The sequence below is a fragment of the Pseudarthrobacter sp. GQ63 genome (genome assembly GCF_059758765.1).
The window spans coordinates 33,607-58,541 of sequence record NZ_JCAXEF010000003.1; the positions used below are offsets into that span (position 1 = coordinate 33,607).

Sequence of the window (24,935 nt, forward strand, 5' to 3'; positions counted from 1 at the left end):
CCCGCGGAAATTCCGCGCACCCTGCAGAATTACCGCACATACAAAAGGCCGGGCGGCCACCTTTTAAGGTGACCGTCCGGCCTTCTGCAGTGTGCTGGTGTTGTGTGCCTGTCAGCCGAGGTACCACCCGGGCGGCGTCCAGGTCACCGGCACGCTGTGGGCGGAGAAATCCTCGCACCGGGTGCACGTGTATGCCACCTCGCCCAGGGAAGCGACCGTGCCGTCACGCCGGTACGTAGGCGGGATGTAGGACTCCAGATAGACGAATTCATCGGTACGGCAGGTGTCGCAGGTGGGTTTGCCTACGTAGCCGGTATCGGTTGTTGCGATCCCGGCGCCGAGGGTGGAGCGGCGGGTGGCCGGCGGCCGCGCAGTGTTGAGCGGGCGCGCATGGGCCGAGCTGGCATGGGTGTTCCTGGCTGTCGTCATTGGCTGCCTGTCCCGGGTGGAAATCCTGGCATGCAGGAGCCCCCCGTGCTTGAGAACCGGCCAGCTGCTTGACCCTAGAAAGTCAGCATAGGGGATGCTGCCTTCAGCAATCAATGGAAACTGCGGAATGGCTGCGCCCACCGGGGCGGCGCCGGCGTTATGCTTACCGGTTAATTGTCCTGCCCACAATGGACTGCGTCAGCGCGTAAATGACCTCCGCGTTGGCCAGCGGGTTGCGGATCAGGGTGAAGTCCACGTCGCCCACCGCCGGCAGGTCGAACCGCCGGGTGATGATTTTGAGGTCTTCCGGGACGAGCGACGACGGCATCACGGCCACGCCGATTCCTGCCCTGACGGCCGCCAGCACTCCGCTGATTTGGCGCGTGGTGCAGGTGATCCGCCAGGTCCTGCCATGGGACTCGAGGGCGTCGATGGCGAGTTTCCGGCTCAGGCTGGGTGACGGGTAGGCGATGAGCGGCACGGGAGACGCCGGGTCCAGCGTGGTCTGCTCCAGCCCCACCCAGGAAAAGGAATCATGCTGGACCACTGTTCCGTCCTTGGCCCCCGCCACCCACTTGACGAAGACCAGGTCCAGTTGCCCCGCGTTGAGCTTCCGGTACAGCTGGTCGCTTTGGCCCACCGTCAGCTCCAGGTTGATCTGCGGATAGATTTGCCGGAACTCCCGCAGGATCCGTGGCAGGCCCGTGATGGCCAGGTCATCGGCCGTGCCGAACCGCAGCCTCCCACGCATGGCAGAGCCGGAAAAGTAGCGGGAGGCGGAATCGTGGGCTGCCAGGATGTTCCGGGCGAAGCCCGCCATGGCGTCCCCGTTGTCCGTCAGCCGCACATCGCGGGTATCCCGGCTGACCAGGACCCTCTTGGCAGCCGCCTCGAGCTTGCGGACATGCTGGCTGACGGTGGGCTGGGCCAGGCCCAGCCGTTCCGCGGCCTTGGTGAAGCTCAGCGTCTCGGCGACGGCAAGGAAGGAGCGCAGCTGGGCGGGGTCAAACACAATGGACTCCGTGGGGCATCGGTGCGGACAGCGCGGACATTGCGGTTTGCAATACGAGTTATAGGGACGATACGTCTCCATAATCCCAGGTCCCAGCCTAGCGTTAAGGGCATCCCGGACCGCACGCACTTGAGGACACACCTGTGGCACCCCCACCGCCGTCATCGGCAACCGTCACCCAATCCGTCATCGATACCGCCGGCTCCGCGCCGCCGGACCACCAGACCCAGCCGCTCGCCGTCGTCACTGAACGCCTGCCCTGGAAGCACACCTTTATCTCCCTGCGGGTCCCCAACTTCCGCATCTTCGCGGTAGGCCACTTCATCGCCGTCGTCGCCATCTGGATGCAGCGGATCGCCCAGGACTGGATGGTGCTGGAACTGTCCGGATCCGTCACTGCAGTGGGCATCACGGTGGCGCTGCAGTTCCTGCCGTCCCTGCTCCTGGGACCATGGGGCGGGATGGTCGCCGACCGGTTCGCCAAGCGGAAGATCCTGATTCTCTGCCAGGGTATGGCGGCGGTCCTGGCGGCCGCGCTCGCGGCCCTCGCCCTGAGCGGGGCCGTTGAGGTGTGGCACGTCTACGTCATCGCGCTGGTGCTTGGCCTGGTGACGGTCCTTGACCAGCCGGCCCGCCAGGTGTTCGTCAATGAACTCGTTGGGCCCACGTACCTGCGCAACGCCATCAGCGTCAACTCCACCACCTTCCAGTTGGGCGGCCTGATTGGCCCCGCGCTGGCGGGGTGGATGCTCACTGCCGTGGGTGCGGGGTGGGCCTTCGCCGGCAACGCCGTGGCGTGCTGTTCCACCGTGGCCATGCTGCTTCTCCTGCGCAAGGACCAACTGTTCGTCAGCGAGCCCGCCCCCAAGAGCAAAGGGATGCTGCGCGAAGGACTGCGGTATGCGCTGGGCAAGCCCACCATTTACTGGCCCTGGCTGATGGCAGGTTTCATCGCGGTGTTCGCCATGAGCCTGCCCGTGGTGCTCGCCGCCTTCGCTGACAACGTGTTCAATGCCGGTGCCGCGGGCTACGGCCTCCTGAACGCCCTGGTGGCGCTGGGCGCGCTGGCCGGCGCGGTGGCATCCACGCGGCGCCGCCGGCTCCGGCTGCGCTCCGTGGTGTTCTGCGCGGGAATGTACGGGGTCATGCTGTGCCTTGCCGCGCTGGCGCCGTCCATGCCGGTGTTCGGCGCGGTCATGGTGCTCTCGGGATTCTGGTGCCTGATGTTCCTCACCGGGTCCAACCAGTTGGTCCAGGTCAGCTCCAACATGGGCATCAGGGGCCGGGTCATGAGCCTGTACATCATGGTCCTGATCGGAGGCCAGGCAATCGGCGGGCCCATGCTGGGCTGGATCGCCGAGCACGCCGACCCGCACGTGGCGCTGTTGGTGTCCGGCGGCGTGCCTGCCCTCGCGGCCCTGACGGTCGCAGTGATCCTGGCGCGCAAGGGCTCGCTGTCGCTGAGGGTGGACCTCAAGGACCGGCGGCAGCCCGTGCGGATTGTCCGGCGGGCGGCCGCGTAGTCCGGACTACAGCGCCAGGTGCGGGTAGGCTTCTTCGCGCTTCTGGAACTCCAGGACATCCTTATTGCGGATAACGCCGTCGCGGATCTCGATGGCACGGGCAATGGTTTCGTTGCCGTCCCACGCCCAGGGACCGCTGACGACGGTGTCCAGGAATGGCAGCAGGGCCTGGCTGATTTCCCAGCTGGCGGAGTTCCAGAGGTAGGACGGGCTGTGGTCCACGGCGTAGTAGTTGATGTGGTCGCCCACCGTAAACATGGGGTCGGCGAAGGTGGTGGACCGTGCCCAGCTGAAACCCATGCCCTCGTCGCACGAAACATCCACAATGAGGCTCCCGGGACTGAACGCCGCCAGGTCCTCCGTCCGCAGGTACGTCAGCGGGTTGTTGGGGTCCTGCAGGGTGCAGTTGACCACGATGTCGCTCTCGGCCAGGAACGGTGCCAGCGGTACCCTGCCGCGCTCGCTGATGACCTGGCTCAGGAAGGGGGCTTTGTCGTCGTGGTCGAACTGGACGATGTTCACAGAGTGGATCGGCGCACCGACGGCGGCCACGCCCCGGTTGGTCAGCACCTGGACGTCATGGATCCCGTGGGCGTTCAGCGCGGTGACGGCACCGCGGGCTGTTGCGCCGAAGCCGATGACCGTGGCGCTGAGCCTCCGGCCGTAGTCGCCGGTGGACCCGGTCAGCGCGAGGGCGTGCAGCACGGAGCAGTACCCCGCGAGTTCGTTGTTCTTATGGAAGACGTGCAGTCCGAAGCCGCCATCGCTGGCCCAGTGGTTCATGGCCTCGAAGGCAATCAGCGTGAGCTTCTTGTTGATGGCCAGCTGGGTGATGGCGCGGTCCTGGACGCAGTGCGGCCAGCCCCAGAGGACCTGGCCGTCCCGCATGTCGGCGAGGTCTTCCGGCTGCGGCTTGGGCAGGAGGACGACGTCGGCCTCCGCCAGCAGCGCCTCCCTGCCGGCCATCCTGCCCACCAAAGGCGAGAGGTGTTCGTCCGAGACGCCCAGCCGCTCGCCGTAGCCGGTTTCCAGGATGATGTGCTCGCGGATGTCGGGTGCGATGCGCTCGAAATGCAGCGGATGGATGGGGAGCCGGCGCTCATCGGGCTTCTTCGTTGAGGCCAGGACGCCGAGGGTCAGTCTTTTCTGCTGCCCTGTCACTTCTTTTTGGCGGCCTTGCTGGAGGTGATGTCCAGGGAGCTGGCCGGGGCGGAAGCGGCCTTCTTGTCGGCCCGCTTTTCCTTGATGGACTTGCCGGATTTTTTGGATGCTGTTTGACGCGGGGACTTGTCAGCCATGAATTGCTCCTGTAGCGGAACCGAAGAGGTTCCTGACTTCTGACGATACACGCCGGCACCTAATGGTCGCCGGGGTGGTTTGTCTTCTGTCCCGCTGCAAGCAGTGGAGCGGCTGACGGGAATCGAACCCGCGTATCAAGCTTGGGAAGCTAGCGCTCTACCATTGAGCTACAGCCGCGCTGCCCCGCCGTGGAGGGGCAGAACATAGCTTAGCGCAGAACTTTGCCTGCCCTGCCCACACACGCTGCGCGCCGTTCGTGTCCCGGTCAGGGGCACGTCATCCAGTAACTCTTCAATAACGTCGCCTGCCGTGGCTAGGTGGGCCTGCGGAGCGCTGGCTAACCTGAACCGGGTAGCTGCGGGGCCGGGGGGATTGCAGCTGCTGCGGCAGTTGAACCTCAACCACAGGAAGATCCCCATGGCATTCGCAGAACACGAGCTCCTTATCCGGCGGGACGCCATGGCCGTGTATCTGTACCTGCTTGATGCGACCAACCTGCCCGCGTGGAACGACTCGGTTCGCAGCGTCAGGCTGCTGCAGGGCGCGTCGGCCTCCAAGGGAGCGGTGTACCGGAAGATGGTGGCCGGACGGTCCGGGCTGAGCATCCCTGCGGAGCTGGAAATCACCCACGCCCGGCCCGGAGCCGAAATCCAGTTCCGTGCCATTTCCGGGCCGGCCCACCGTTCGGGCGGGTACTACCTCAGCACGGAGGCTGCGGGAACTCGCGTCAGGTTTGCCCTTGAGGCCCGGGCAGAAGGGACGGCCGGCATCCTGCACAGGCTCAGGTTGCTCAACCGGATCGGATTCCTGAACAGGATGCTTCAGCGGAGCGTCTCCACCGAGGTGGCGCAGCTCGAACGGCTCAAGGACGTCCTGGAGCTCCAGCCGGCCATCTAGGAGTGACGTCCCCCAGCAGCGGCTGCCCTGCGTAAGCCGCCTACTGCGGCTGCCCTCCTACGGTGCCGGGGCGCCTACTGCGCCAGCCGTTGCCCGGTCCACGGGCCCGGAATGTTCGACGGCGACGCGAGGCTTCCGGAAGTCAGGTCCCAGTACTGCACGACGTCGGACGCCCTTCGCAGGGCCAACCCGGTGGAGTTCAGCCCGGTAACGTCCCGCAGCGGCCTGAGGCCCGTGACGTCTCCCCAACCGGTGGCGACGGTAGCCCTGGCTTCCGCGCGCAGTGCGGTGGTGCCCCAGCCGCGGTGCAGCTGGACGGAGCCGTCAGTCCGGAGTGCAAGGATGTCCTGGAACCCGTCGGCGTCGTAATCCACCATGGACAGCCTCCGTGCGGCGCCGATGGAGCCGACGAGTGCCCGCGCGGAGAGGTCGCCCAGGCCCTTGTTGGGGTACAGGTAGAGGTTTCCCGCCCCGTCCAGGGCAAGAATCTGGGGGAGCCTGTTGTTGGCACACCATCCGCCGACGGCGAGGGTAAGGGTTTCCCACCCTCCGCTTCCCAGGGTGGCGGGCTGCTGGAATCCGCCGGCGGCCATGCCGCGGTGGAGGGTCAGGGTGCCGCTGTTCCACTGCGTGACGAGGTCATAGGCGCCGTCCCTGTCCCAGTCCGTGGTGAATACTTCCTTGGCGCCGGCAAAACCTGAGCCGATGACCTTGGCAGCGGCAAAGGTGCGCGCGCCGGTGGCTGCGCGTGCCAGGAGCTGGCCGGAGGAGTCGACGGTCACCAGGTCTCCGGGCCCCTTGATGGCCGCTGCGGAGAGGTCAAGCGTGGGCGGCATGTGCCGTACCGGGGCATCGCACACGGTGGGCGGCGGCGCCGGGAAGGGTGTGCTCGACCCGGTTCCGCCGGGGGAATTGGTGGTACCGGCGGGAAGGGTGGTGTAGCCAAAGAAGTTCACCACGCCCCAGATCTTGTACGTGCGGTCCGTAAAGCTGATCCCGGCCCCCATGACGTTGAAGCGCGGGTCGAGGAGCATGGCGTTGTGGCCGGGGGAGCCTTTCCACCATTCCACCAGCAGCGCCGCGTCCCGGTCCGTGCGGATGGCGATGACCTCGCCGGCGCCGTTGTTGGGACTTAGGGCGCGTTGGTCCGTCCAGAAACTGGCGCGGTGCTCGATGACCTCGCGGGTTGCGATGCTGTCCGACCATTCCTGTGCCAGCGCCGCCACTGTTGCGTTGTATTTCACTGGGTTCAGGCCCTTGGAAGCCCGGTACTCGTTGATCCGGTTGAACACCGTGAGGATGGCGGCGGCGTTGCTGTCCGGAATGAGGGCTTCCGGCGCGGGAACGGCCGCAAGGGATTCCGGAGCCGCCTGGCGGGACACCGGGGGGGAAGCAAGTTCCTCGTCCGGTGCCCAGAGGGGAGGTATGGACGGGACCTCGGGTGCCGGCTCTTCGGAAGCCGGAACGGGTGCCGGTGCTGCGGGCTCGGGGGAATCCTCAACGGTGGCGGCGGACGGACTGGTTGCCGGAGCGGGTGCCAGGGGCTCCGCCGCCACAGGTCCTACCGCTACTGGTTCCGCCGCCAGGGGGTCCGTGGGTGATGCCGGCCGGATGTCCGGTTCAACCGCGGGGGCGAGCAGGGACCCGCCGGAGTCCGCGCCGGAGGAGGACCCGGCGTTGTCGTTTATGGCCGAAGCGCCCAGGGTGACGCTGCTGGGCCCTGTTGCGCTCACGGGCGGCCCTGCGGCCGGGACCGGGGGCGTGCCCGCCGATGAGGAGAGCAGCGCTAACGCCAAGAACACGCCAATAAAAGAGGGCGCGGCCAATCTATTCACAACATCCCCAGCTCTGTTGGGCCATCCGGGAGACCATCCGGCGCCTGAATCACTGCTGTAACAGTAGCCCCACCAGGGCTCTGCAACAACGAAAAAATGTTGCTGTGGATAACTGCCCAGGAGTGGCCATACGGTAATTTGGGACGGTGCTGATCTCTGACCGCGATATTCGTGCCGAAATAGACTCCCAGCGGATCGTGCTCGAGCCGTACGATCCGGCGATGGTCCAGCCGTCGTCCGTGGATGTTCGGATCGACAAGTTCTTCCGCTTGTTTGATAACCACAAGTACGCCCACATCGACCCCGCCGAGGAACAGCCGGAGCTTACGCGGCTTGTGGAGGTGGAACCGAACGAGCCTTTCATCCTGCACCCGGGCGAGTTCGTCCTGGGGTCCACGTATGAGACCGTCACGCTGCCGGACGACATCGCGGCGCGCCTGGAAGGCAAGTCCTCCCTGGGCCGGCTGGGCCTCCTGACCCACTCCACGGCCGGGTTTATCGACCCCGGTTTCTCAGGCCACGTAACCCTGGAACTGTCCAACATGGCCACCCTGCCCATCAAGCTGTGGCCGGGCATGAAGATTGGCCAGCTGTGCTTCTTCAGGCTGACGTCCTCTGCGGAGCATCCCTATGGTTCGGGCGAGTACGGCAACCGGTACCAGGGCCAGCGCGGCCCTACCGCGAGCCGCAGCCACCTGAACTTCCACCGCACGGAGATTTAGCAGGCAGCGAAGCGCTCGCCCCGGGCCCACGCAGGGGCAACGGCGGCCTCAGGCGTTGGCGGCCACGCCAGCGGGCGGCTGGGCGGCCCTGACAGGCCCCACAAACCGGGCGGCCAGCGGACCCACAACCGCCATCAGCAGGACATACGCGGTCGCAAGCGCCGCCAGTTCGCCGGGGACCGCCCCGGAAGCAACTGCCAGCCCCGCAATGACGATGGAAAATTCACCGCGTGCGATCAGCGTGGCTCCGGCGCGCAGGCGGCCGGGCCGCGCAATGCCGGCGCGCTTGGCCGCCCAGATGCCCGTCGCCATTTTGGTGGCGGCCGTGATGACGGCCAGCACCAAGGCCCAGCCAAGGACCGGCGGGATGGATGCGGGATCCGTATTGAGCCCGAACGCCACAAAGAAGATGGCGGCAAACAGGTCGCGCAGCGGCTCGAGGATGCGCGTCGCGTTGTGCGCCGTCGCGCCTGAAATTGCGATGCCAAGCAGGAACGCACCCACCGCGGCGGAAACCTGCATGGCCGAGGCTATCCCGGCCACCAGCAGCGCGGCGCCCAGCACGTTCAGCAGGAATACTTCCGAGTTCTCGCTGTGGACGGCCTTGGACACGTGGTGCCCGTGCCGCAGCGCCACCATCAGCACCACACTCACCACTGCCAGGGCGATGCCAACGCTGGTGAGTCCGCCGAGGAAACTGACGCCGGCCAGGATGGTGGTCAGCACGGGAAGGTAGACGGCCATGGCCAGGTCCTCGAACACCAGGATGGACAGCACCACCGGTGTTTCCCGGTTGCCTATCCGGCCCAGGTCGGTGATGACCTTGGCTGCAATCCCCGATGAGGAGATGTAGGTGACGCCGCCCAGCACCATGGCGCCCACCCCGCCCCAGCCCAGAACGTAGGCCAGGGCAGCACCGGGCAGGAAATTCAGGACCAGGTCCAGCACGCCGCCCTGCCAGGAGCGGCGCAGTCCGGTGAAGAGTTCCGTCGCGGTATATTCCAGCCCGAGCATAAGCAGGAGCAGGATCACCCCGATCTCACCGGAGACGTGCGCAAATTCCTTCATGCCGTCGAGCTTGACGATGCCGCCGGCACCGAACGCGAGTCCGCCCAGGAGGTAGAGCGGGATGGGGGACATTCCGACCCGTCCGGCCAGCCTGGCCAACAGGCCAAGGCAGAACACAACAGCCCCCAGTTCAATGAGGGTCAGGGCCAACGGGTCCATGGCGCCCTATCCGTGACGCAGGATATCGGCCGCCGCGTCGAGGCCTTCCTGGGTACCCACTGCCACCAGCAGGTCGCCGGTATGGAGGACGACGTCGGGTCCCGGCGACGGGAGCACCTCGCCTTCGCGCATGATCGCCACGATGGAGACGCCGCACCGGGTGCGGATGCACGCCTTGCCCATGGGCTGGTTCTGGAAGGGGGAGTCCGGAGCGATGGAGAACTGCCGGGTGACGATTCCCGGCACGTCCTTGTGCTCCTCTGTAAGTTTCATGGCCAGGTGCTGCCCGCCCAGGAGATTGCCGAGGGTGGCTGCTTCCTCGGTGGTGAGGGGTATGGATGCCTGGCAGGTGTCTGGATCATCCCAGGCCGAAACAATGAGTTCGGTCTGGCCCTCGCGCCGCTCCACCACGCCGATCCGGCGGCCTGAGGCGGTCATGAAATCCTTGCGCCGGCCCAGACCGGGAAGGTTGGTTTCGTCCACGTTCATGGTTCCAGACTAGTCTGCCTGGCCATGGTTGGGGGCGGGCCCCGAGGATTCCCGCAGGACCAGCCGCATGCCCGGAGGACCGGGCTCCGGAGCGGGCGCGCTTCCCGGGCTCAACGCTGCGAGCAGCTGTTCCATGGCCCGGCTGCCCTGGGCCTCCAGGTCCATGTGGACGGTGGTCAGGGACGGGACCAGGAAAGCGGATTCGGGATGGTCGTCCCAGCCGACGACGCTGATATCGGCGGGAACCCTGAGGCCATGATCGTGCAGGGCACGGATGGCCCCGATGGCCAGGTGGTCGTTCGCGGCGAAGATGGCAGTGAAGGCGGGTTTGGCCAGGAGGATTTGCGCGGCGGCGTATCCGGAGGCGGCGCTCCACTCCGCTTCGGCCACCCCGCCGTCTTCAAGCCCGGCGTCGTGCACCGCCTTGCGGTAAACGGCCAGGCGGTTGCGGGCTGCGGGCCATTCCTGCGGGCCCGCGATATGGGCGATCCGCCGGTGGCCGAGGCCGGCAAGGTGCTCCACAATGGCCTGCGCCGCAGAGCCGTCCGAAATGCGGCCCTGGCCGCGCATCTTGTCGTCATACTCGCCGGCCACCACCACGGGAATGCGTTCCTGCGCCTGCAGGAGGTCCGTCCCGGAAATGGGCACGAAGGACAGCGCCCCAGCGAAAGGCCCGCCGTCCAGGATGCGGCGGAGCCGCTCCGTCCGCTCCGGACCGGCCCCTTCCAGGGCGACGACGTCCAGGTGGTATCCGGCTTCCCGGGCGGTTGCGGCCGCGCCGTTGAGCATCCGGGACGGAAAGTAGGGCGAGGATCCGGCCACCAGTGCCAGGAGCCGGTAGGCAGCCTTGGTCCGCAGCGATCGGGCGGTGAGGTTGGGCGAGTAGTTCAGTTCCGCCATGGCCCGTTCCACCTTCTCCGACGTGGAGGCCTTCAGCTTGGAGCGGTCAGCCATGTACCGGGAGACAGTCTGGTGCGAGACGCCGGCCAGCCGCGCCACTTCGTAGATCGTTGCTGCACGGGCCGGCGGCCGGGTTTCGGCGGGGGACGGCGTCACAGCCTGGAATCCTCCCACGTGCTGAGGCGCCCGCACATACCGAACCCCTCACCCGCGCGCTGTTCGGAACTGGCTACCGCTGCCCCGGCCAGGGACGCGGCCGAGCCGTCTGCCAGTTCGCGGAGTGCCTGCTCCGTTGCCAGGACCTGGCTTTGGACGTTCGCTGCCCAGAGTTCCTTCCACTGCCCGACGCGCGGACGGACCAGGCGGGCGGCCGCACGGTGGAACTCCTGGAGCGCCGGAGTGCCCTCCCGGAGCACGGATGTATGCAGTTCGGCGTATCCTTCAAGGGCGAGGTCGCGCCGCTTCCGCACTGCCGCTGCAACGTCGCTTTCCTCCGCATCCCGGGGCAGCAGGGCGTGCGCCGCGTACAGGTCCGGGTCCTGGAGGATGCGGCGTGGAAACGTCAGGACGGCGTCTCCGGCCTCAGGCAGGCCCGCGTTGGACATGATCACGTTGAGCGTGAGGCCGCCCCTGTTCACCAGCCGGTGGATGGTGCCGGGGCTGAACCACACCAGCGATCCTGCCGCCAGCCCGTGTTCCTGGACGCCTCCCATTGAAATGGTGTGCACCTCTCCCCTGCCGGCCGTGACCACGTACGCCTCGGAAGACACCGTGTGGAGGTGCGGGGAGCCGCCGCACAAGCCGTCGGCGGATTCCCAGTCGTACACCCGAAGCCCGGTGACTGCAGTGCCGCCGGGAAAGCCCGGCGCCGGGGGGAGCTGGTCCATCCGGCTGTCCACCGGCCGGCCGTTCATGTCCCTGCCGGGGACGCCGGGGCAGCCACCAGGATGCCGCGGGCGGCCGTTGCCAGTGCTTCCGCCCTGTCCTGGTCCGATGCGCCGTCCGCAACCACAACGCCGTACCGGAAACGCAGTGTGGCTCCTGCCTGGAACAGGACTTCCTTGCTGAAGAACGGGGCAGGGCCCATGCAGGCAAACGGCTCTGACCGGGCGAACCACTCAGGCTCCGGATGCACGCTGCCGGGATCGTCAACCATCACCAGCGTTGAATAGCGGCAGGTTTCATCGTGCCGCCCCACGAAGGAAAGCCAGGGGGCCTGCTCGCCGCGGAGCTCCTCGCCGGTGGCGCCGCCGGGTCCCATGATGGTCCCGCCCGCGAAGGAGCGGGGGCCGCGCCAGAACAGCCCGCCGTATCCTGCGTTCTCACGGCCCTCCGTGGTGGGGGAACCGATGTGGATGTCCTCGCCGGACACGTTGGTCATGGCGGTGTCGAAGATGAGGGTGTAGCTGGCGTCCGTCCCCGGCACTACCCGGAAGGAACGCTCCTCCTCGACCACGAGCGAGTCCTGCTGGGTCATCCACTGAAGCCTGTGCGCAAAACTGAACGTGCCGTCGTCGTCCGCTGCCTTGGTGGTTTCCAGGTGCCGCATGGCGCCGTTGTTGGGCAGCCACTGGTAGTCCTGGCCGCGCCGGTAGCTGGGGCCGCCCCAGAAGTTGTCCGGGCCAAGGTGCGGCAGGGACCAGGCGATGCCTTTGTGCCACACATGGTCGTGCGGGCGGTAGGCGCTCACCAGGTCGCCTCCCCTGGTGCGGACCGGATGGAAGTACGGCCGGGGCGATTCCGCCTGGGGATCGTCGGCGGCGTAGGTGTAGGTAAGGACGGGCACACCGTCCAGCGAGATTTCGACGGCGGCGCCATTGTCCGTCCAGCCGAGCTGGTGGGCGGGGGCTGGGGCGGCAGTTATTCCGGGGGCGGTGCTCATGCGTGGCTCTTTTCCAGTTTCCAGGGTTCCAGCCGGCCGTCGGCACGGTCGAAGAACGGGTTTCCTTCAGTGATGTCGCCGCGGCGGACGGTTTTGCCGGTGATCGCGGATGCGTAGATTGCGGCGGCGAGCTCCAAGGTGGGGTAGGCATCAGCGAGCGTGACCGGCGGAACGGTCCCGGTGCTGACGGCTTCGATGATCCGGGCATATTGCGCGGAGTGGCCGCTGGGTGCGCTGGCCGGGCCGTCCGCCCACGCAGCGGTGAGGTGCTCCTGGCCGGGTGCCGGGGTGAAGCGCCAGTTCGAGTCGTCGTAGCCATAGAGGTGTTCGAGTTCCACGGTGGCATGCTCGTAGTCGAACCGCAGCTGGGAGGTTTCCCGGGGCGAGATCACGGAGTTGATGACGGTGGTCAGCGCGCCTGATTCGAACCGCACGATGGCGGTGGAGACGTCCTCTGTCTCCGTCCGGCGGGCCAGCTTTCCGGCGAATGCCGTCACTTCCTGCCAGGGTCCCCACAGATGGAGAAGGAGATCGAACTGGTGGATGCCGTGCCCCATGGTGGGTCCGCCGCCCTCAACGTCCCACTGGCCGCGCCACGGAACGTCAAAGTACGCCTGGTCCCGGAACCAGAGGGTGTTGCAGAACCCGGTGAGCGGGCTGCCCAGGGATCCGGACTCCTGCAGGTCCGCCAGCTTGCGGGCACCCGTACCAAAGCGGTGCTGGAAGATGCAGCTCACCCGCCTGCCCGTGGCGCGTTCCGCTTCCTGGAGCTCCCGCAGCTGCCGGAGCGACAGGGCGGGCGGCTTCTCCAACACCACGTCCATGCCCAGCGCCATGGCTTCCAGGGCCACGGGGGCGTGCGACGACGGCGGCGTGCAGACAGCGACCAGGTCCAGTCCGGTTTCCGCTGCGGCGGCCAGGGTGGGGGCGGTTTGGCCGACACCCACCTTTTCCGCAAATTCTGTTGCCCGATGGGGGTCGATATCCACCGCCACCACGAGCTCCGCGCCCGCCAGCTTCAGGGCCTCCGCATGGGCATGGGCAATGCCGCCCGTGCCGATGATTCCCACGCGGGGGCGATGTTGGGCCTGTGTCATGGTGCTCCTCGTCATTGAAAGGATTCATGTTATCGATCACAATTATGTGATCTATAACATCAGGCGTCAAGAGGTCAGCGGGGAGCCCCACGCAGAGCCTGCGGGATGTCAGGCGGCAGGCACGACGGCGATGGGCGCCTGGTCCGGCGACTTGACGGGCAGCAGAACGAGCAGTCCGGCGAGCAGCACCACCATGATGCCCAGGATGCCCCAGCGCTGCGCCTCGCCCGGCGCCACCAGCGGAGCCGCCAGGGTGATGCTGAGGGTGAAGAGCGCTGGTGCCAGGAAACTGACGGCGCGGCCGGTGGTGGCATAGAGGCCGAAGAGTTCGCCGGACTCGCCGTGCGGGGCCAGCCTGGCCAGGTAGGCGCGTGATGACGCCTGGGCGGGCCCCACGAACAGGCACAGGAATAGCCCGAACACCCAGAAGGTGGTGCTGCCGGCCCAGGCCATGCCCAGGAAGGTGTAGTCGCCGTTACCGAGCACCAGGATGACGCTGCCCGCAACCAGGAGGCCCACCAGCGAGCCGATGATCACCCGCTTGGGGCCGATCCGGTCGTCCAGCAGGCCGCCAAGCACTGCACCCACTGCGGCCACGACGTTGCCGAAGATGGCGAAGAAAATGACCTCGGACAGCTCAAAGCCAAAGGTTCCCGCAGCGATGATTCCGCCGAAGGTAAAGACGGCGGCCAGTCCGTCCCGGAAGACTGCGCTGGCCAGCAGGAAGTAGATGGTGTGGGGGCTGGTGGCGTAGATGGCCTTGATCCGGCGGAAAAGCAGCCCGTAGCTGGCTGGCAGGCCCAGCCGCTTCGCCTGGGCGGCGCGGGGAAGCTCCGGAACGGCGAACAGCACGGGAAGGGCGAAAACGAAGAACCAGAGGGCCGAGAAAACAGCCACCAGCCGGATGTTCAGGCTGTCCTCGGTGGACGCGCCGAACCAGTCGAAGCTGGGCTGGACAAACAGTTGGAGGACGATCAGCAGGGCAACGATCCCGCCCAGGTAGCCCGCGCCCCAGCCGAATCCGCTGACCTTGCCGATGTTCCGCGGCGTGGAGATCTGGGCGAGCATGGCGTTGTAATTGACACCCGCGAACTCGAAGAACACGTTGCCCAGGGCTATCAGGGATACTCCGAGCAGCAGGAATTCCGGCCGCGGGAAGACGAAGAAGCACAGGGCAGTGAGGATGGCGACGGCGGCCGTGTTGACTCCCAGCCACAGCTTGCGCCGGCCGCCTGCGTCGGAGCGCTGGCCGGTGACAGGAGCAAGCAGGGCAATCGCCAGGCCGGCAACTGCCAGCGCACCTCCCAGGACCGCCGAGGCCTGGTCTTCCCCGCCGAAGGCGTTGGAGGTGAGGTAGACGGTGAAGACGAACGTTGTCATCACGGCGTTGAAGGCTGCGGATCCCCAGTCCCATGAAGCCCACGCCAGGATGCGGCCTGTGCTGGTGCGCTGGTTCCCGGACTCAAGTTCCGAGGACGGCTGCGTTGCCCCTGGAGCGCTGGCGCTGTTCATAGGATGCATCGTATCCGCCCGTGGCGAACAGGAGGCGGAGCGAACCCCCGGGGATACCGGGCTCCGCGCCGGGCGGGGCATCTTGCGGGGCGGGGCGGGTGCCGGGGCCTTGATAAACTGGACCCTCCCGGACCCAACGAATGAACCGCCTGCTCCAACTTTGACAATCGAATCCCTGACGTTGCGGAGATACCAGTGATAACAGTCCTTGCCGTGCACTTTTCGGTGGCTGTGCTGGCTCCGTTCCTCTTCAGGGCCTGGGGCCGCAACGCGTTCTATGCACTGGCAGCTGTTCCTGCCGCGGCCTTCATATGGCTGCTGCTGCAGCACGGTCCGGTCTACGCCGGAACGGGGTCCATCAGCGAAACGGTCCCCTGGATTCCCGGGCTCCAACTCGAACTCGCCTTCCGCATGGACGCGCTGGCCTGGGTCATGTCCCTGCTGGTGCTGGGCGTCGGGTCGCTGGTGCTGGTTTATTGCGCCAGGTACTTCAAGAAAAAAGACCAGGACCTCGGTGCCTTCGGTGCGCAGCTGCTGGCCTTTGCCGGCGCCATGTTCGGCCTGGTTGCCGCGGATGACCTGCTGCTGCTGTTCATTTTCTGGGAACTGACCACCATCCTGTCCTACCTCCTGATCGGATTCGCCCGCACCAGGCTGGCTGCGCGGCGGTCCGCCCTGCAGGCACTCATGGTCACCACTGCCGGCGGGCTGGCCATGCTGGTGGGACTCATCATGCTGGGCCACACGGCCGGCACCTACCGCATTTCAAGCATCCTGGAGCAGGCGCCCGCCCTCACAAGCGGAGCCTCCGGCGCCATGGTGAGCGCCGCCGTCGTACTGATCCTGGTGGGCGCCATTACCAAGTCCGCCCTGGTCCCGTTCCACTTCTGGCTCCCCGGCGCCATGGCCGCGCCCACGCCGGTCAGCGCCTACCTGCACGCCGCTGCGATGGTGAAGGCGGGAATCTACCTGGTTGCCAGGCTTGCGCCCGGGTTCTCCGAAACGGCGTACTGGCAGCCGGTGGTGCTGGGCCTGGGCCTGGCCACCACGCTGGTGGGCGGCTACCGGGCGCTGCGCCAGACCGACATCAAGCTCATCCTCGCCTACGGCACCGTCAGCCAGCTGGGCTTCCTCACCATGGTGGTGGGCCTGGGCACGCCGGACGCGGCGCTCGCAGGGCTCGCAATGCTCCTGGCCCACGGGCTGTTCAAGGCCACCCTGTTCCTGGTGGTGGGCATCATCGACCACCAGTCAGGAACGCGCGACGTCCGGAAGCTGTCCGGCGTGTTCCGCTCCTCCCGCGCGCTCGGAGTGGTGGCCGCCATTGGCGCTGCTTCCATGGCCGGAGTTCCCCCGCTGGCCGGGTTCGTGGCCAAGGAATCGGTGCTGGAGTCCTTCGTCCACCACGCCGGAGACGAAGCAGCCGGGCCTTGGGGCACGGTGGTCCTGGCCGGCCTGGTCCTGGGATCCATCCTTACCTTCGCCTACAGCGCTCGCTTCATGTGGGGCGCATTTGCCGTCAAACCCGGCGTGGAGCCCACGCCCTTCAAGGCCATCAGGCCCGCTTTCCTCGCCGCGCCGGCCATCCTCAGCCTTTTGACCATCGTCTACGGGCTGTGGCCGGCACCTGTTGACTCCTGGATCCAGCCGTACGCCGCCCTGTTTGCCTCCACCGCTCCCGACGCCGGAACGGCCGCTGAACAGGCCGGGTACCTTGCGCTGTGGCACGGCTTCACGCCGGCCCTCGGCCTGACGGCCCTCACGTTCGCGCTGGGCCTGGCGATGTACTTTGGCCGCGACGCAGTCTCGCGGGCACAGTCCCTGGTCCCGCCGTGGGTGGACGGGGACAAGGCGTACCAATACACCATCGGCGGGCTGGATGACGCAGCGGTGTGGATCACCGGACGCACGCAGCGCGGTTCGCTGTACTACTACCTGGCCGTCATCCTCAGCGTCGCCTTCGTCCTGCCCCTGTCAGTGATCCTGGTGACCGGAAAGCCGCTTCCGGACGGCATCTACCTGGTTGACCCCGGCTCCCCACTCCAGCTCGTGGTGGGTGCGGGCATCGTGATCGGCGCCCTGGCAGCCGTCAAGGCCAACAAGCGGTTCCTGGCTGTCCTGATGGTTTCCGTCACGGGTTACGGCATCGCCCTGATGTTCGCGCTCCAGGGTGCCCCGGACCTGGCACTGACGCAGATGCTGGTGGAAACCATCATCCTGGTGGCTTTCGTGCTGGCGATGCGAAGCCTGCCCCCCGAGCTCCGCGACCGGACCGGCGGCAAGTACCGGGTGGTGCGCGTGATCATCGGCCTGGGCTTCGGCGTCACCATGGTGTTCGCCGCGATTTACGCCATGGGAGCACGGATAGCAACACCCGTGTCCCTGGAATTTCCGCGGCTCGCGTACGAGGGCGGCGGCGGATTGAACATCGTCAACGTGACGCTCGTGGACATCCGCGCCTGGGACACCTTCGGTGAAATCACCGTTCTGGCGCTGGCAGCCACCGGCGTAGCGAGCCTCATCTTCGTCCGCGGCCGCGGCGACAGGATCCTCAACTCCGCCACCGTTGCGGAAGGAACCGTGGGCCGCCATCGGGGGGTTGACCCGGGAAGCCGGGACGCGGCGGCGCTGGCCGTCAGCCGGAAGTTCGCGGCGTCTGCCCGGGATGCGTGGATCGTGGCCGGCCGGACCCTGGCCCCCGAACGCCGGTCCATCATTTTCGAGGTGGTCACCCGGCTGATCTTCCACTCCATGATCATGTTCTCGCTGTACCTCCTGCTGGCCGGCCACAACCTTCCCGGCGGCGGCTTCGCAGGCGGGCTGACAGCCGGCCTGGCCCTGACCATCCGGTACCTGGCCGGAGGGCGGTTTGAGCTCCGCGAGGCCACCCCGGTGAGCGCCGGTGCCCTGCTGGGAATCGGGCTGGCCGTGGCTGCAGCCTCCGGCGCAGTGCCGCTGCTGCTGGGCGGCCAGGTGTTCCAGACCGCCATCATCGAGCTGTGGCTTCCGGTGTTCGGCGACATCAAATTCGTCACCTCCACCATTTTCGATATCGGCGTATACATCGTGGTGGTGGGCCTGGTGCTGGACGTCCTGCGGAGCCTGGGCGCCGAAATCGATGAACACTTTGAACAGCGTTCCGCTGTGGGTGGCCGAACTCCCGGCGAGGAGCAGGAATTCGCGGGCGACGACTCCGCCTCACCGTCCGCACGGGAGCAGGGGCCTGACGGCGTCGCCTCCGAGACCACCGCAAAGGGCCAACCATGAGCGTAAACCTGACCCTCCTGATCGTGATGGGGGCCCTGTACGCCTGCGGGATCTACCTGGTGCTTGAACGCAGCCTCACGCGTGTCCTGCTGGGGCTGATGCTCCTGGCCAATTCCACCAACCTGCTGATTCTGGCCACCGGCGGATACTCAGGGCTCGCGCCCTTGTACTCAAAGGACACTGCCGCCGGGGATTACAACGATCCCCTTCCGCAGGCCCTGATCCTGACGTCCATCGTCATTTCCTTTGCCGTCACCTCTTTTATGCTGGGCATCATTTACCGCACGTGGGTGCTGGCACGCCGTGACGAGATCCAGGACGACGTGGAAGACCTCCGCGTTGCCGAGACTCCGAGCTTCGATGCAGAGGACGACGCCGAGGTCCCTGCCGAGACCTCAGAGTTCCCGCTCACCATGCTGGGCACCGACGGCCACAGCGTCTCCAACCACAGCGTCTCCGACGACGGCGCCTCCGGCCAGGGTTCCTCGAGCGGCGGCACCTCGCAGGACGGCGCTGCCGGGCATGCCACGTCCAACGACGGCGCTGCCGGGACAACGCTGCTGGCCGGCGGCCGCGAGATGGCGGCCGAGCAGGCAGCCTCCGAAGAAAAACCCGGCTCCACCAATGTGGCCCCTGGCCCGGAAGGAGGCGGAAAGTGAACCTCGCAAGCCTTGCCCCGCTCGCCGTCGTACTTCCCATCCTGGGCGCCGCCCTGACCTTCATGCTGATCCGCCATTCACGGGCCCAGCGCGCGGTGAGCATCGCCCTGCTCTCCCTCACGCTTCTGCTGGAATGCCTCCTGCTGGCCTCCGTCTGGGACGGCGGCACGTTTGCCGTAACGCTGGGCGGCTGGCTGCCGCCGTGGGGCATCGTGCTGGTGGTGGACCAGTTCTCGTCGCTGATGCTGGTGGTCTCCTCGGCGGTGAGCCTTGCCGTGCTGGTGTACGCCACCGGGCAGGGCATGGCCGACGGCGACCAGGATGCGCCCGTCTCGATCTTCCACCCCACCTACCTGATCCTGGTGGCGGGCGTCTCCAATGCGTTCCTTTCCGGGGACCTCTTCAACCTTTACGTCGGGTTCGAGATCCTGCTGACGGCAAGCTACGTGCTGATGACGCTGGGCGGCACCGGACCCCGCATCCGGGCAGGCGTCACCTATGTGGTGGTGTCCGTGGTGTCCTCGGTGCTGTTCCTCATCTCGATCGCCATGGTCTACGGCGCCACCGGAACCATCACCATGGCGGACCTGGCCATCAAGCTCGGTGAGCTGGACCAGGGCACCAGGACGCTGCTGCACGTGATGCTGCTGGTGGCGTTCGGCATCAAGGCCGCCGTTTTTCCGCTGTCCTTCTGGCTGCCGGACTCCTACCCCACGGCGCCGGCGCCGGTCACTGCCGTGTTCGCGGGCCTGCTCACCAAAGTGGGTGTCTACGCCATGGTGCGCACCGAGACGCTCCTGTTCCCCGGGGACTCACTGAACACCCCGCTGATGGTTGCCGCATTACTGACCATGGTGGTGGGAATTTTGGGCGCCCTGGCGCAGAGCGACATCAAACGTCTGCTCTCGTTCACCCTGGTGAGCCACATCGGCTACATGGTTTTCGGCCTGGCCATGTCCTCCGTGGCGGGGCTTGGCGCGGCCGTCTTCTACGTGGTGCACCACATCACCATCCAGACTTCCCTCTTCCTGGTCACAGGGCTGATCGAACGCCGGGGCGGCAGCTCCTCCGTGGACCGGCTGGGCGGGCTCGCCAAGCTGTCCCCGCTGCTGGCACTGCTCTTCTTCGTGCCCGCCATGAACCTTGCCGGGATCCCGCCATTCTCCGGATTCCTGGGGAAGGTGGGGCTCATGCAGGCCGGCGTTGAACTGGGAACACCGCTGGCATACGTGCTGGTGATCGGCGGGGTGCTGACCAGCCTGCTGACCCTGCTGGCCGTAGCAAGGGTGTGGAACCGTGCGTTCTGGCGCAGGCCTTCCGACGCCGAACACCCGGATCCTGTGCTGCTGGCCACGCCTGCCGCCCGCGTTACCGGGCCGGGAGCCAAACCGAACACCGTCACCCTGCTGCCGCGCACCATGGTGGGCTCCACCATCGGGCTGGTGGTCCTGGGCGTCGGACTGACTGTGTTCGCGGGGCCGCTGTTCATGGTCTCTGACCAGGCCGCGCACGACATGCTGGACAGGTCCTCCTACATCCAGGCAGTCCTGGGCGAGGACACCGACGTCCCACTGGTCCTTACCGCAGGGGGAGGGAAATGAGCCGCCGGCGCATTTCACTGCGCCAGGAGCTTCCGCTCCTGGTGTGGCTGGTCATTGTCTGGGGGGCCCTGTGGCAGGACTTCAGCCCGGGCAACCTCCTCTTCGGGGCACTGTTGTCAGTTGCCGTGGCACGGCTGTTCTACCTTCCCCCGGTGGAGCTCAGCGGACGCTTCAACATCCTGTATGCCATTCCCTTTGCGCTGATGTTCCTGGCCAAGGTGGTGATGGCCAGCATGCAGCTCCTGTACCTTGCCGTGCGGCGGGGTCCCAGGGTGAAGAATGCTGTTGTGGCGGTGACCCTGCGCAGCCACCAGGACCTCCTGGTCACAGCCACGGGCCACGTGATTTCACTGATACCCGGATCACTGGTGGTTGAGGTGGACCGGTCAACATCCACCCTCTACCTGCACGCGCTGAACATCAGCTCCCCGCAGGAAGTCGAAAACCTGAAGAACGAGGTGCTGTCCATCGAAGCGGGACTGATCAGGATCATGGGTACCAGGGATGAGCTTGAGATTTTGCGAACGGAGGCGGCCGCATGATGCAGGTAGTCCTGGCAGTGACCGCCGTGATCTTCTCGCTCGCAGCCGTCGGCGCCATCATCAGGATCTCCCGCGGCCCGTCGCTGCTGGACCGGGTGCTGGCCACGGATGTCCTGCTGGCCATCCTGGGTGGGGCCCTGTGCGTGGACATGGCCGTCAACCGGCACCTGAACAACCTGATGCTGGTGGTGGCCATCTCGATCATCGGCTTCATCGGGTCCGTGACGGTGGCCAGGTTTGTGGCAGACCGGAGGGAGCAGCCCAATGAGTCCTGATTCCACTGGCCTGGATGCCTGGGTGGACGTGCTGTCCGCGGTGTTCATGATTGTTGGGGCCACCATGTCACTGGGGGCGGCCATCGGCCTGCTGCGGTTCCCCGACCTCCTGAGCCGCATGCATGCCGCCACCAAGCCCCAGGTACTGGGGCTGTTCCTGCTCCTGGCATCCATCGGACTGCAGATGCGCACCTGGTGGGTGTGGCCCGTGCTGCTGGTGGCCTGGATCTTCCAGCTGCTCACCGTGCCGGTCTCTGCGCACATGGTGGGCCGTGCGGGTTACCGTACCAAGCACCTGCACCGCGAACTCCTCACCTCCGACGAGCTGGAGGCCGTGGTGCAAAAAGCCGCCGCCAAAGCCGCCCGTGAGGACGGTTCCGGCGACGGCTGAGTGCTGGTGAGGGTGGCCCCGCGAGCGGGAGCGGTAGAAACAGCCCGGTTGGCCGGGGCTATTGGGGCTGGACTGCGTGCTAGACGATGTCCTGGCTCTTGGCGAACCTGGTGATGGCCCGCTGGGTGCCGCGGTTGGCCAGGACCTGGATGATGGTGCTGACAGAGGCCGAGATCAGCGCGAACGTCAGCGCGGACTGCAGGCTCGTGGGGACGTCCTCGTCCTTGCCGGTAGGCGGCTTGCGCCCGGTGGACTTTTCCCAGATGGTGTTGACCAGCTTGGTGCCGACGAAGCCGGCGCCGAGGCTCACGCCGGTGCCGAGCAGCTTGATGAAAAGGTTCATTCCTTAGTACTCCTTGCGGGCGGAAAACGGGCTGTTCCTAGCCTATCTGGCGTTTGCCGGGTCCCTTGCCCAGCGTGCCGCGTCACTTGTTCAGTCAGACGGGGGTTCGGTGCGGAACTTGATCATCTTGTGGGTGCCGTCGCAATAGGGCTTGATGGCTGAGGCGCTGCACCGGCACAGCGCCACGGTTTTGCGGTCACGGGGAACCGGTTCGCCGGAGGGCGTGACGAGCTCAAAGTCGCCGCGCACAATAAGGGGCCCGTCGGGGCAAACCACAATGGAGCTCTCGGTGGGTTCCTGGTTCATCTTTGCTCCTGCTGCGGATTGCTGGGAAATTTGGTGGAAGTCTTTGTTGCTGCCTGCGTAGGGCCTTCAGTGGGGTTCATGGCCTGATGCTCAGGCCGCAGCAGGCAATGCCTGCCTCAGCGAGGTCCCGCCGTTTTCCCAGGACTGCAGGATGTGCGCGGACAGCCTGCCATCCACGGCCATGACCGCGGTGGCTCCGAACAGGACGTCCGCCAGCAGGTGGGGTTCGGCCTCAACCAGCCCGCCCGCAAGGTCCCGGCCGGCAATCTGCTCGTGGACGGCGTCGGCCTCCACGTGCTCGTCGAAGTAGTGGGTGACGTCCGTATCGAATCCATGCCGTCGGAAGCCCCTGCCGTACAGGCGGTTGGGCTGGGAGGACGTCATCTCATAGATGGCCAGATGCCCCGTGATGGCTCCCCGCAACCGGCGGTTCAGGCCGAACAGGGACATCAGGTTCACAGCAGCGAGGGAGACCGCGGGGACGGCGTCCACGTATGCCCCGTACCGGTCCTCCATTCCCAGGCCCCGCATGGTGCGGGCAAAAAGGGCGCTGTGCATCCGCTCGGGCCGTCCACCGCCGTACTCGTCCGCCTGGATTTCCACCAGTGCCGCTTTCGGCCTGCCGGAGAGCCGCGGGATGGCGAAGGTGTGCGGGTCGGCTTCCTTCAGCTGGTAGATGGACTTGTGGATCAGGAATTCCTTGAGCTGGCCCAGGCTGGCCTTCCGGGCCACATACCGGGAGAGGCTGGGGCCGGTGTCGCGTGCAGCCAGGCCGAACAGGATGTCTGCCACTGCGTCGCTGGTGACACCGGGTCCGGCGGGAAGGTCCAGGTCACCGGCGGCGGCCGCGGCAGCCTCCCGGAGCGCGGCTTCGAACGGTTTTTCCAGCAGCTGGCGCACCCGGATCAGTTCCGGGGCCCACTCCCACTCGTCACCTACGCCCTCAAGGCCCGAGTAGTGGAGCTCGTAGAGGCAGAAGAGCGTCAGCTGGAGGTCGTCGTCGCCTATGATGTCCAGGGTCTCGGGAAGATTGCCGGCCACCGTCCGGTGCAGGGCCTCAAGGGCGCCCCCGTCCGTGCCCGGCAGCTCCGCGAGGACGCTGAATAATGCGGTGCTGACGGGACCCCGTGCTGCTGGGATTTTCATGGTGCTCCTTCAGGTCTGGCGTGTGCCGGGTTCCGTGCCCCCTGCACTGGGGGCCGGAAGATGGTGGTCAGCGGCCGCGGGTGCCGGGCGCTGGAGACGAGGCGGTGCTGGAGCTGCCGGCGCCGGAGCCGTCTCCGGCAGCGGCCGGGTCTGGTCCACGGGCGAGCATGATGGCCAGGGCAATCATGGCCAGGCCAAGAACCAGGTGGAGCCAGTTGTCGGCATCGTTTGCGGGGAGGAAGTTCGCCGGGGTGGTGTCACCGACCAGGAGGCCGTACAGCCAGAGGACCAGGTAGATGACACCGCCGTAGATGAGGAAGTTCCGTGCCTGCGGGTGCGAGCGCGACATGAGGACGCCGGTAAGTCCAAAGAGCAGGTGCACGGCGTTGTGGAGAACGGACACCTGGAAGATCCCGAGCAGCAGCGCTCCTGAGCCGTGCCCGGCCAGGTGGAGCGCGTCATAGTGTGAGGTGACGCCGGGAATGAATCCCAGGATGCCGGCCAGGCAGAACACGGCGCCCGTTGCGAGCGCAGCCTTCTGCAGGCCTGTTCGGGCGCCTGCCCGGCGGATGCTGGCTGCCATGTGCTGTACTCCTCAAACCCTGGAGACAACATAGTAAGCATGATTACTAAATAATTGCTAAGCAGGCTTTGTATTCCGCCGGTGTTTGGGCGCCGGTCACTAGCCTTCCGGGCCGGCCCATGAGTAGGGGTTTGTGTATGGACCTCCGCGGCGGCCGTGGTCGTAGCCTTGCTGCCAGGACTTCCCGACGGCGGACACCAGTTCCGCCAGCAGGGAATAGTAGGGGTGGTCCGGGCCGATGAAAATCATCTCGTCCCAGGCTTTGTCCAGCGCCGCCCGGACCTGGTTCTCGGTTGCTGGACCGGTCACGACGCCCTCCTGGATTGATCACCCGCCACTGCGCTCGAATGTACTCCCGGCCTTGCAGGGGTGTCCATGCCAGGAAAAACCTGTCATCCCTGGCCGGCAGGGCGCCGCGCGGTGCAGGCTTTCAGGGCGTCACTCCGCGCCAGCCGACCGGAGGATGTCGCGGAGTGCCTCGACCACCAGGTCATGGTCCTGCACCTGCGGCAATCCGGACACGGTGACGGTTGCTACGGCGCCCACCCCGGTGACGTACACGGGGAAGGAGCCGCCGTGCGCGGCGTAGAGGGCCTGGTCGAACCAGGCGTTGTCTTCAATACGTCCGCCGCCGCGCCGGGCGCGCAGCCCCACCAGCAGGGAAGGAACCTCGTACCGGGCGGCGGTCCGCTTCTTGGCCCGGATCCAGTGCCCGTTGTCCGGCGTTGCCCCCGGCAGGGCCACGTGGAAGAGGACCTGCTCACCCTTGGTGATGTCGATGGCGATGGGGAGCCCGCGCTCCTTGCCCAGCTCCACCAGGAGCAGTCCCAGGTTCAGGGAGTCGTCCAGGGAGAAGCCGGGAAATTGGAGCTCCCGGATCTCCGCCTCGATCCGGGCGATCAAGGCTTCAAGGGATCCCTCCGGCTGGGCATCGCGGGAATCCGGATCGTACTCGGTCACATCTGGTGGATTCGCAGTCATGGCCCACAATCTACCCC

Annotated in this window: 27 protein-coding genes and 1 tRNA gene; 9 read left to right on the top strand and 19 right to left on the bottom strand. The window is 66.6% G+C overall.

Features of this window, described 5'->3' with window-relative positions; all coding sequences use genetic code 11:
* Positions 1-111 precede the first annotated feature (111 nt).
* Positions 112-429: a hypothetical protein gene (locus AC6CHP_RS07370; RefSeq protein ID WP_188730978.1), complete on the bottom strand. Its 318-nt coding sequence runs from the start codon at positions 427-429 to the stop codon at positions 112-114.
* Positions 430-592: 163 nt separating this feature from the next.
* A complete protein-coding gene (locus AC6CHP_RS07375; protein ID WP_498228889.1) occupies positions 593-1,441 on the bottom strand; it encodes a LysR family transcriptional regulator in 849 nt (282 codons plus the stop codon).
* A 143-nt stretch (positions 1,442-1,584) separates the two neighbouring features.
* Between AC6CHP_RS07375 and AC6CHP_RS07380 the strand changes: the two genes are divergently transcribed.
* Positions 1,585-2,964 carry an MFS transporter gene (locus AC6CHP_RS07380; RefSeq protein ID WP_498228891.1) on the top strand — a complete coding sequence of 460 codons (1,380 nt, stop codon included), beginning with the start codon at positions 1,585-1,587 and terminating at the stop codon, positions 2,962-2,964.
* A gap of 6 nt (positions 2,965-2,970) precedes the next feature.
* On the opposite strand, the gene AC6CHP_RS07385 is transcribed toward AC6CHP_RS07380, so the two are convergent.
* The 3 genes from AC6CHP_RS07385 to AC6CHP_RS07395 all read right to left on the bottom strand — a co-directional run bounded on the left by AC6CHP_RS07385 (position 2,971) and on the right by AC6CHP_RS07395 (position 4,440).
* A complete protein-coding gene (locus tag AC6CHP_RS07385) occupies positions 2,971-4,125 on the bottom strand; it encodes a N(5)-(carboxyethyl)ornithine synthase (RefSeq protein WP_498228893.1) in 1,155 nt (384 codons plus the stop codon).
* Positions 4,122-4,262, bottom strand: a complete 141-nt coding sequence (locus tag AC6CHP_RS07390) for a hypothetical protein (protein WP_172801468.1) — start codon at positions 4,260-4,262, stop codon at positions 4,122-4,124. Before AC6CHP_RS07390 ends, AC6CHP_RS07385 begins: the two co-directional genes overlap by 4 nt.
* A gap of 104 nt (positions 4,263-4,366) precedes the next feature.
* A tRNA-Gly gene (locus AC6CHP_RS07395) sits at positions 4,367-4,440 on the bottom strand.
* A gap of 240 nt (positions 4,441-4,680) precedes the next feature.
* On the opposite strand from AC6CHP_RS07395, the gene AC6CHP_RS07400 reads away from it, so the two are divergent.
* The gene (locus AC6CHP_RS07400) at positions 4,681-5,160 is read left to right on the top strand and encodes an SRPBCC family protein (RefSeq protein ID WP_498228895.1); all 480 of its coding nucleotides are present in this window, start codon (positions 4,681-4,683) and stop codon (positions 5,158-5,160) included.
* A gap of 74 nt (positions 5,161-5,234) precedes the next feature.
* Here the strand turns inward: AC6CHP_RS07400 and AC6CHP_RS07405 are convergent, their stop codons facing one another.
* On the bottom strand, positions 5,235-6,995 hold the full coding sequence (locus AC6CHP_RS07405) for a CAP domain-containing protein (protein ID WP_498228897.1): 1,761 nt from the start codon (positions 6,993-6,995) through the stop codon (positions 5,235-5,237).
* A gap of 146 nt (positions 6,996-7,141) precedes the next feature.
* Here AC6CHP_RS07405 and dcd point away from each other — a divergent pair, with 146 nt between their 5' ends.
* The gene (gene dcd, locus AC6CHP_RS07410) at positions 7,142-7,717 is read left to right on the top strand and encodes a dCTP deaminase (RefSeq protein ID WP_104188486.1); all 576 of its coding nucleotides are present in this window, start codon (positions 7,142-7,144) and stop codon (positions 7,715-7,717) included.
* A gap of 48 nt (positions 7,718-7,765) precedes the next feature.
* Here the strand turns inward: dcd and AC6CHP_RS07415 are convergent, their stop codons facing one another.
* The 7 genes from AC6CHP_RS07415 to AC6CHP_RS07445 form a co-directional block, all read right to left on the bottom strand.
* Positions 7,766-8,944 carry a cation:proton antiporter gene (locus tag AC6CHP_RS07415; protein ID WP_188730987.1) on the bottom strand — a complete coding sequence of 393 codons (1,179 nt, stop codon included), beginning with the start codon at positions 8,942-8,944 and terminating at the stop codon, positions 7,766-7,768.
* A 6-nt stretch (positions 8,945-8,950) separates the two neighbouring features.
* Entirely contained in the window at positions 8,951-9,433 is a 483-nt protein-coding gene (locus AC6CHP_RS07420; protein ID WP_104188492.1) for a cation:proton antiporter regulatory subunit, read from the bottom strand.
* 9 nt (positions 9,434-9,442) lie between these two features.
* Positions 9,443-10,489, bottom strand: a complete 1,047-nt coding sequence (locus AC6CHP_RS07425) for a LacI family DNA-binding transcriptional regulator (RefSeq protein ID WP_498228900.1) — start codon at positions 10,487-10,489, stop codon at positions 9,443-9,445.
* On the bottom strand, positions 10,486-11,220 hold the full coding sequence (locus AC6CHP_RS07430; protein ID WP_498228902.1) for a cupin domain-containing protein: 735 nt from the start codon (positions 11,218-11,220) through the stop codon (positions 10,486-10,488). The genes AC6CHP_RS07425 and AC6CHP_RS07430 overlap by 4 nt, the downstream gene beginning before the upstream one ends.
* Before the next feature lie 23 nt (positions 11,221-11,243).
* Positions 11,244-12,215, bottom strand: a complete 972-nt coding sequence (locus tag AC6CHP_RS07435; protein WP_498228904.1) for a DUF6807 domain-containing protein — start codon at positions 12,213-12,215, stop codon at positions 11,244-11,246.
* On the bottom strand, positions 12,212-13,312 hold the full coding sequence (locus AC6CHP_RS07440; RefSeq protein ID WP_498228906.1) for a Gfo/Idh/MocA family protein: 1,101 nt from the start codon (positions 13,310-13,312) through the stop codon (positions 12,212-12,214). The genes AC6CHP_RS07435 and AC6CHP_RS07440 overlap by 4 nt, the downstream gene beginning before the upstream one ends.
* 108 nt (positions 13,313-13,420) lie before the next feature.
* Positions 13,421-14,824: an MFS transporter gene (locus tag AC6CHP_RS07445; RefSeq protein ID WP_377192983.1), complete on the bottom strand. Its 1,404-nt coding sequence runs from the start codon at positions 14,822-14,824 to the stop codon at positions 13,421-13,423.
* Positions 14,825-15,019: 195 nt separating this feature from the next.
* Between AC6CHP_RS07445 and AC6CHP_RS07450 the strand changes: the two genes are divergently transcribed.
* The 6 genes from AC6CHP_RS07450 to mnhG are packed head-to-tail and all read left to right on the top strand — an operon-like array spanning position 15,020 to position 21,559.
* Positions 15,020-18,091 (top strand): Na+/H+ antiporter subunit A, encoded by a 3,072-nt coding sequence (locus AC6CHP_RS07450; RefSeq protein ID WP_498228908.1) that lies wholly within the window; start codon positions 15,020-15,022, stop codon positions 18,089-18,091.
* Positions 18,088-18,750 carry a Na(+)/H(+) antiporter subunit C gene (locus AC6CHP_RS07455; protein ID WP_498228910.1) on the top strand — a complete coding sequence of 221 codons (663 nt, stop codon included), beginning with the start codon at positions 18,088-18,090 and terminating at the stop codon, positions 18,748-18,750. The genes AC6CHP_RS07450 and AC6CHP_RS07455 overlap by 4 nt, the downstream gene beginning before the upstream one ends.
* Entirely contained in the window at positions 18,747-20,351 is a 1,605-nt protein-coding gene (locus AC6CHP_RS07460) for a Na+/H+ antiporter subunit D (protein ID WP_104188508.1), read from the top strand. The genes AC6CHP_RS07455 and AC6CHP_RS07460 overlap by 4 nt, the downstream gene beginning before the upstream one ends.
* Positions 20,348-20,893 carry a Na+/H+ antiporter subunit E gene (locus AC6CHP_RS07465; RefSeq protein ID WP_188731006.1) on the top strand — a complete coding sequence of 182 codons (546 nt, stop codon included), beginning with the start codon at positions 20,348-20,350 and terminating at the stop codon, positions 20,891-20,893. The genes AC6CHP_RS07460 and AC6CHP_RS07465 overlap by 4 nt, the downstream gene beginning before the upstream one ends.
* Positions 20,890-21,168 (top strand): MrpF/PhaF family protein, encoded by a 279-nt coding sequence (locus AC6CHP_RS07470; protein WP_104188512.1) that lies wholly within the window; start codon positions 20,890-20,892, stop codon positions 21,166-21,168. Before AC6CHP_RS07465 ends, AC6CHP_RS07470 begins: the two co-directional genes overlap by 4 nt.
* Positions 21,158-21,559, top strand: coding sequence for a monovalent cation/H(+) antiporter subunit G (gene mnhG, locus AC6CHP_RS07475; RefSeq protein WP_104188514.1), 402 nt, complete (start codon positions 21,158-21,160; stop codon positions 21,557-21,559). Before AC6CHP_RS07470 ends, mnhG begins: the two co-directional genes overlap by 11 nt.
* 79 nt (positions 21,560-21,638) lie before the next feature.
* On the opposite strand, the gene AC6CHP_RS07480 is transcribed toward mnhG, so the two are convergent.
* From AC6CHP_RS07480 to AC6CHP_RS07505, 6 genes are all read right to left on the bottom strand, one after another.
* On the bottom strand, positions 21,639-21,902 hold the full coding sequence (locus AC6CHP_RS07480) for a DUF4235 domain-containing protein (protein ID WP_066279890.1): 264 nt from the start codon (positions 21,900-21,902) through the stop codon (positions 21,639-21,641).
* Positions 21,903-21,992: 90 nt separating this feature from the next.
* Positions 21,993-22,208 (bottom strand): CDGSH iron-sulfur domain-containing protein, encoded by a 216-nt coding sequence (locus AC6CHP_RS07485; protein WP_498228914.1) that lies wholly within the window; start codon positions 22,206-22,208, stop codon positions 21,993-21,995.
* A 90-nt stretch (positions 22,209-22,298) separates the two neighbouring features.
* A complete protein-coding gene (locus AC6CHP_RS07490) occupies positions 22,299-23,354 on the bottom strand; it encodes an iron-containing redox enzyme family protein (RefSeq protein WP_498228916.1) in 1,056 nt (351 codons plus the stop codon).
* A 67-nt stretch (positions 23,355-23,421) separates the two neighbouring features.
* Complete coding sequence (locus tag AC6CHP_RS07495) at positions 23,422-23,937, bottom strand: DUF4383 domain-containing protein (protein ID WP_498228918.1); 516 nt, start codon at positions 23,935-23,937, stop codon at positions 23,422-23,424.
* Positions 23,938-24,036: 99 nt separating this feature from the next.
* Positions 24,037-24,246, bottom strand: coding sequence for a hypothetical protein (locus AC6CHP_RS07500; RefSeq protein ID WP_104188520.1), 210 nt, complete (start codon positions 24,244-24,246; stop codon positions 24,037-24,039).
* Between the two features lie 129 nt (positions 24,247-24,375).
* A complete protein-coding gene (locus AC6CHP_RS07505) occupies positions 24,376-24,918 on the bottom strand; it encodes a heme-degrading domain-containing protein (RefSeq protein ID WP_188731012.1) in 543 nt (180 codons plus the stop codon).
* Positions 24,919-24,935 lie beyond the last annotated feature (17 nt).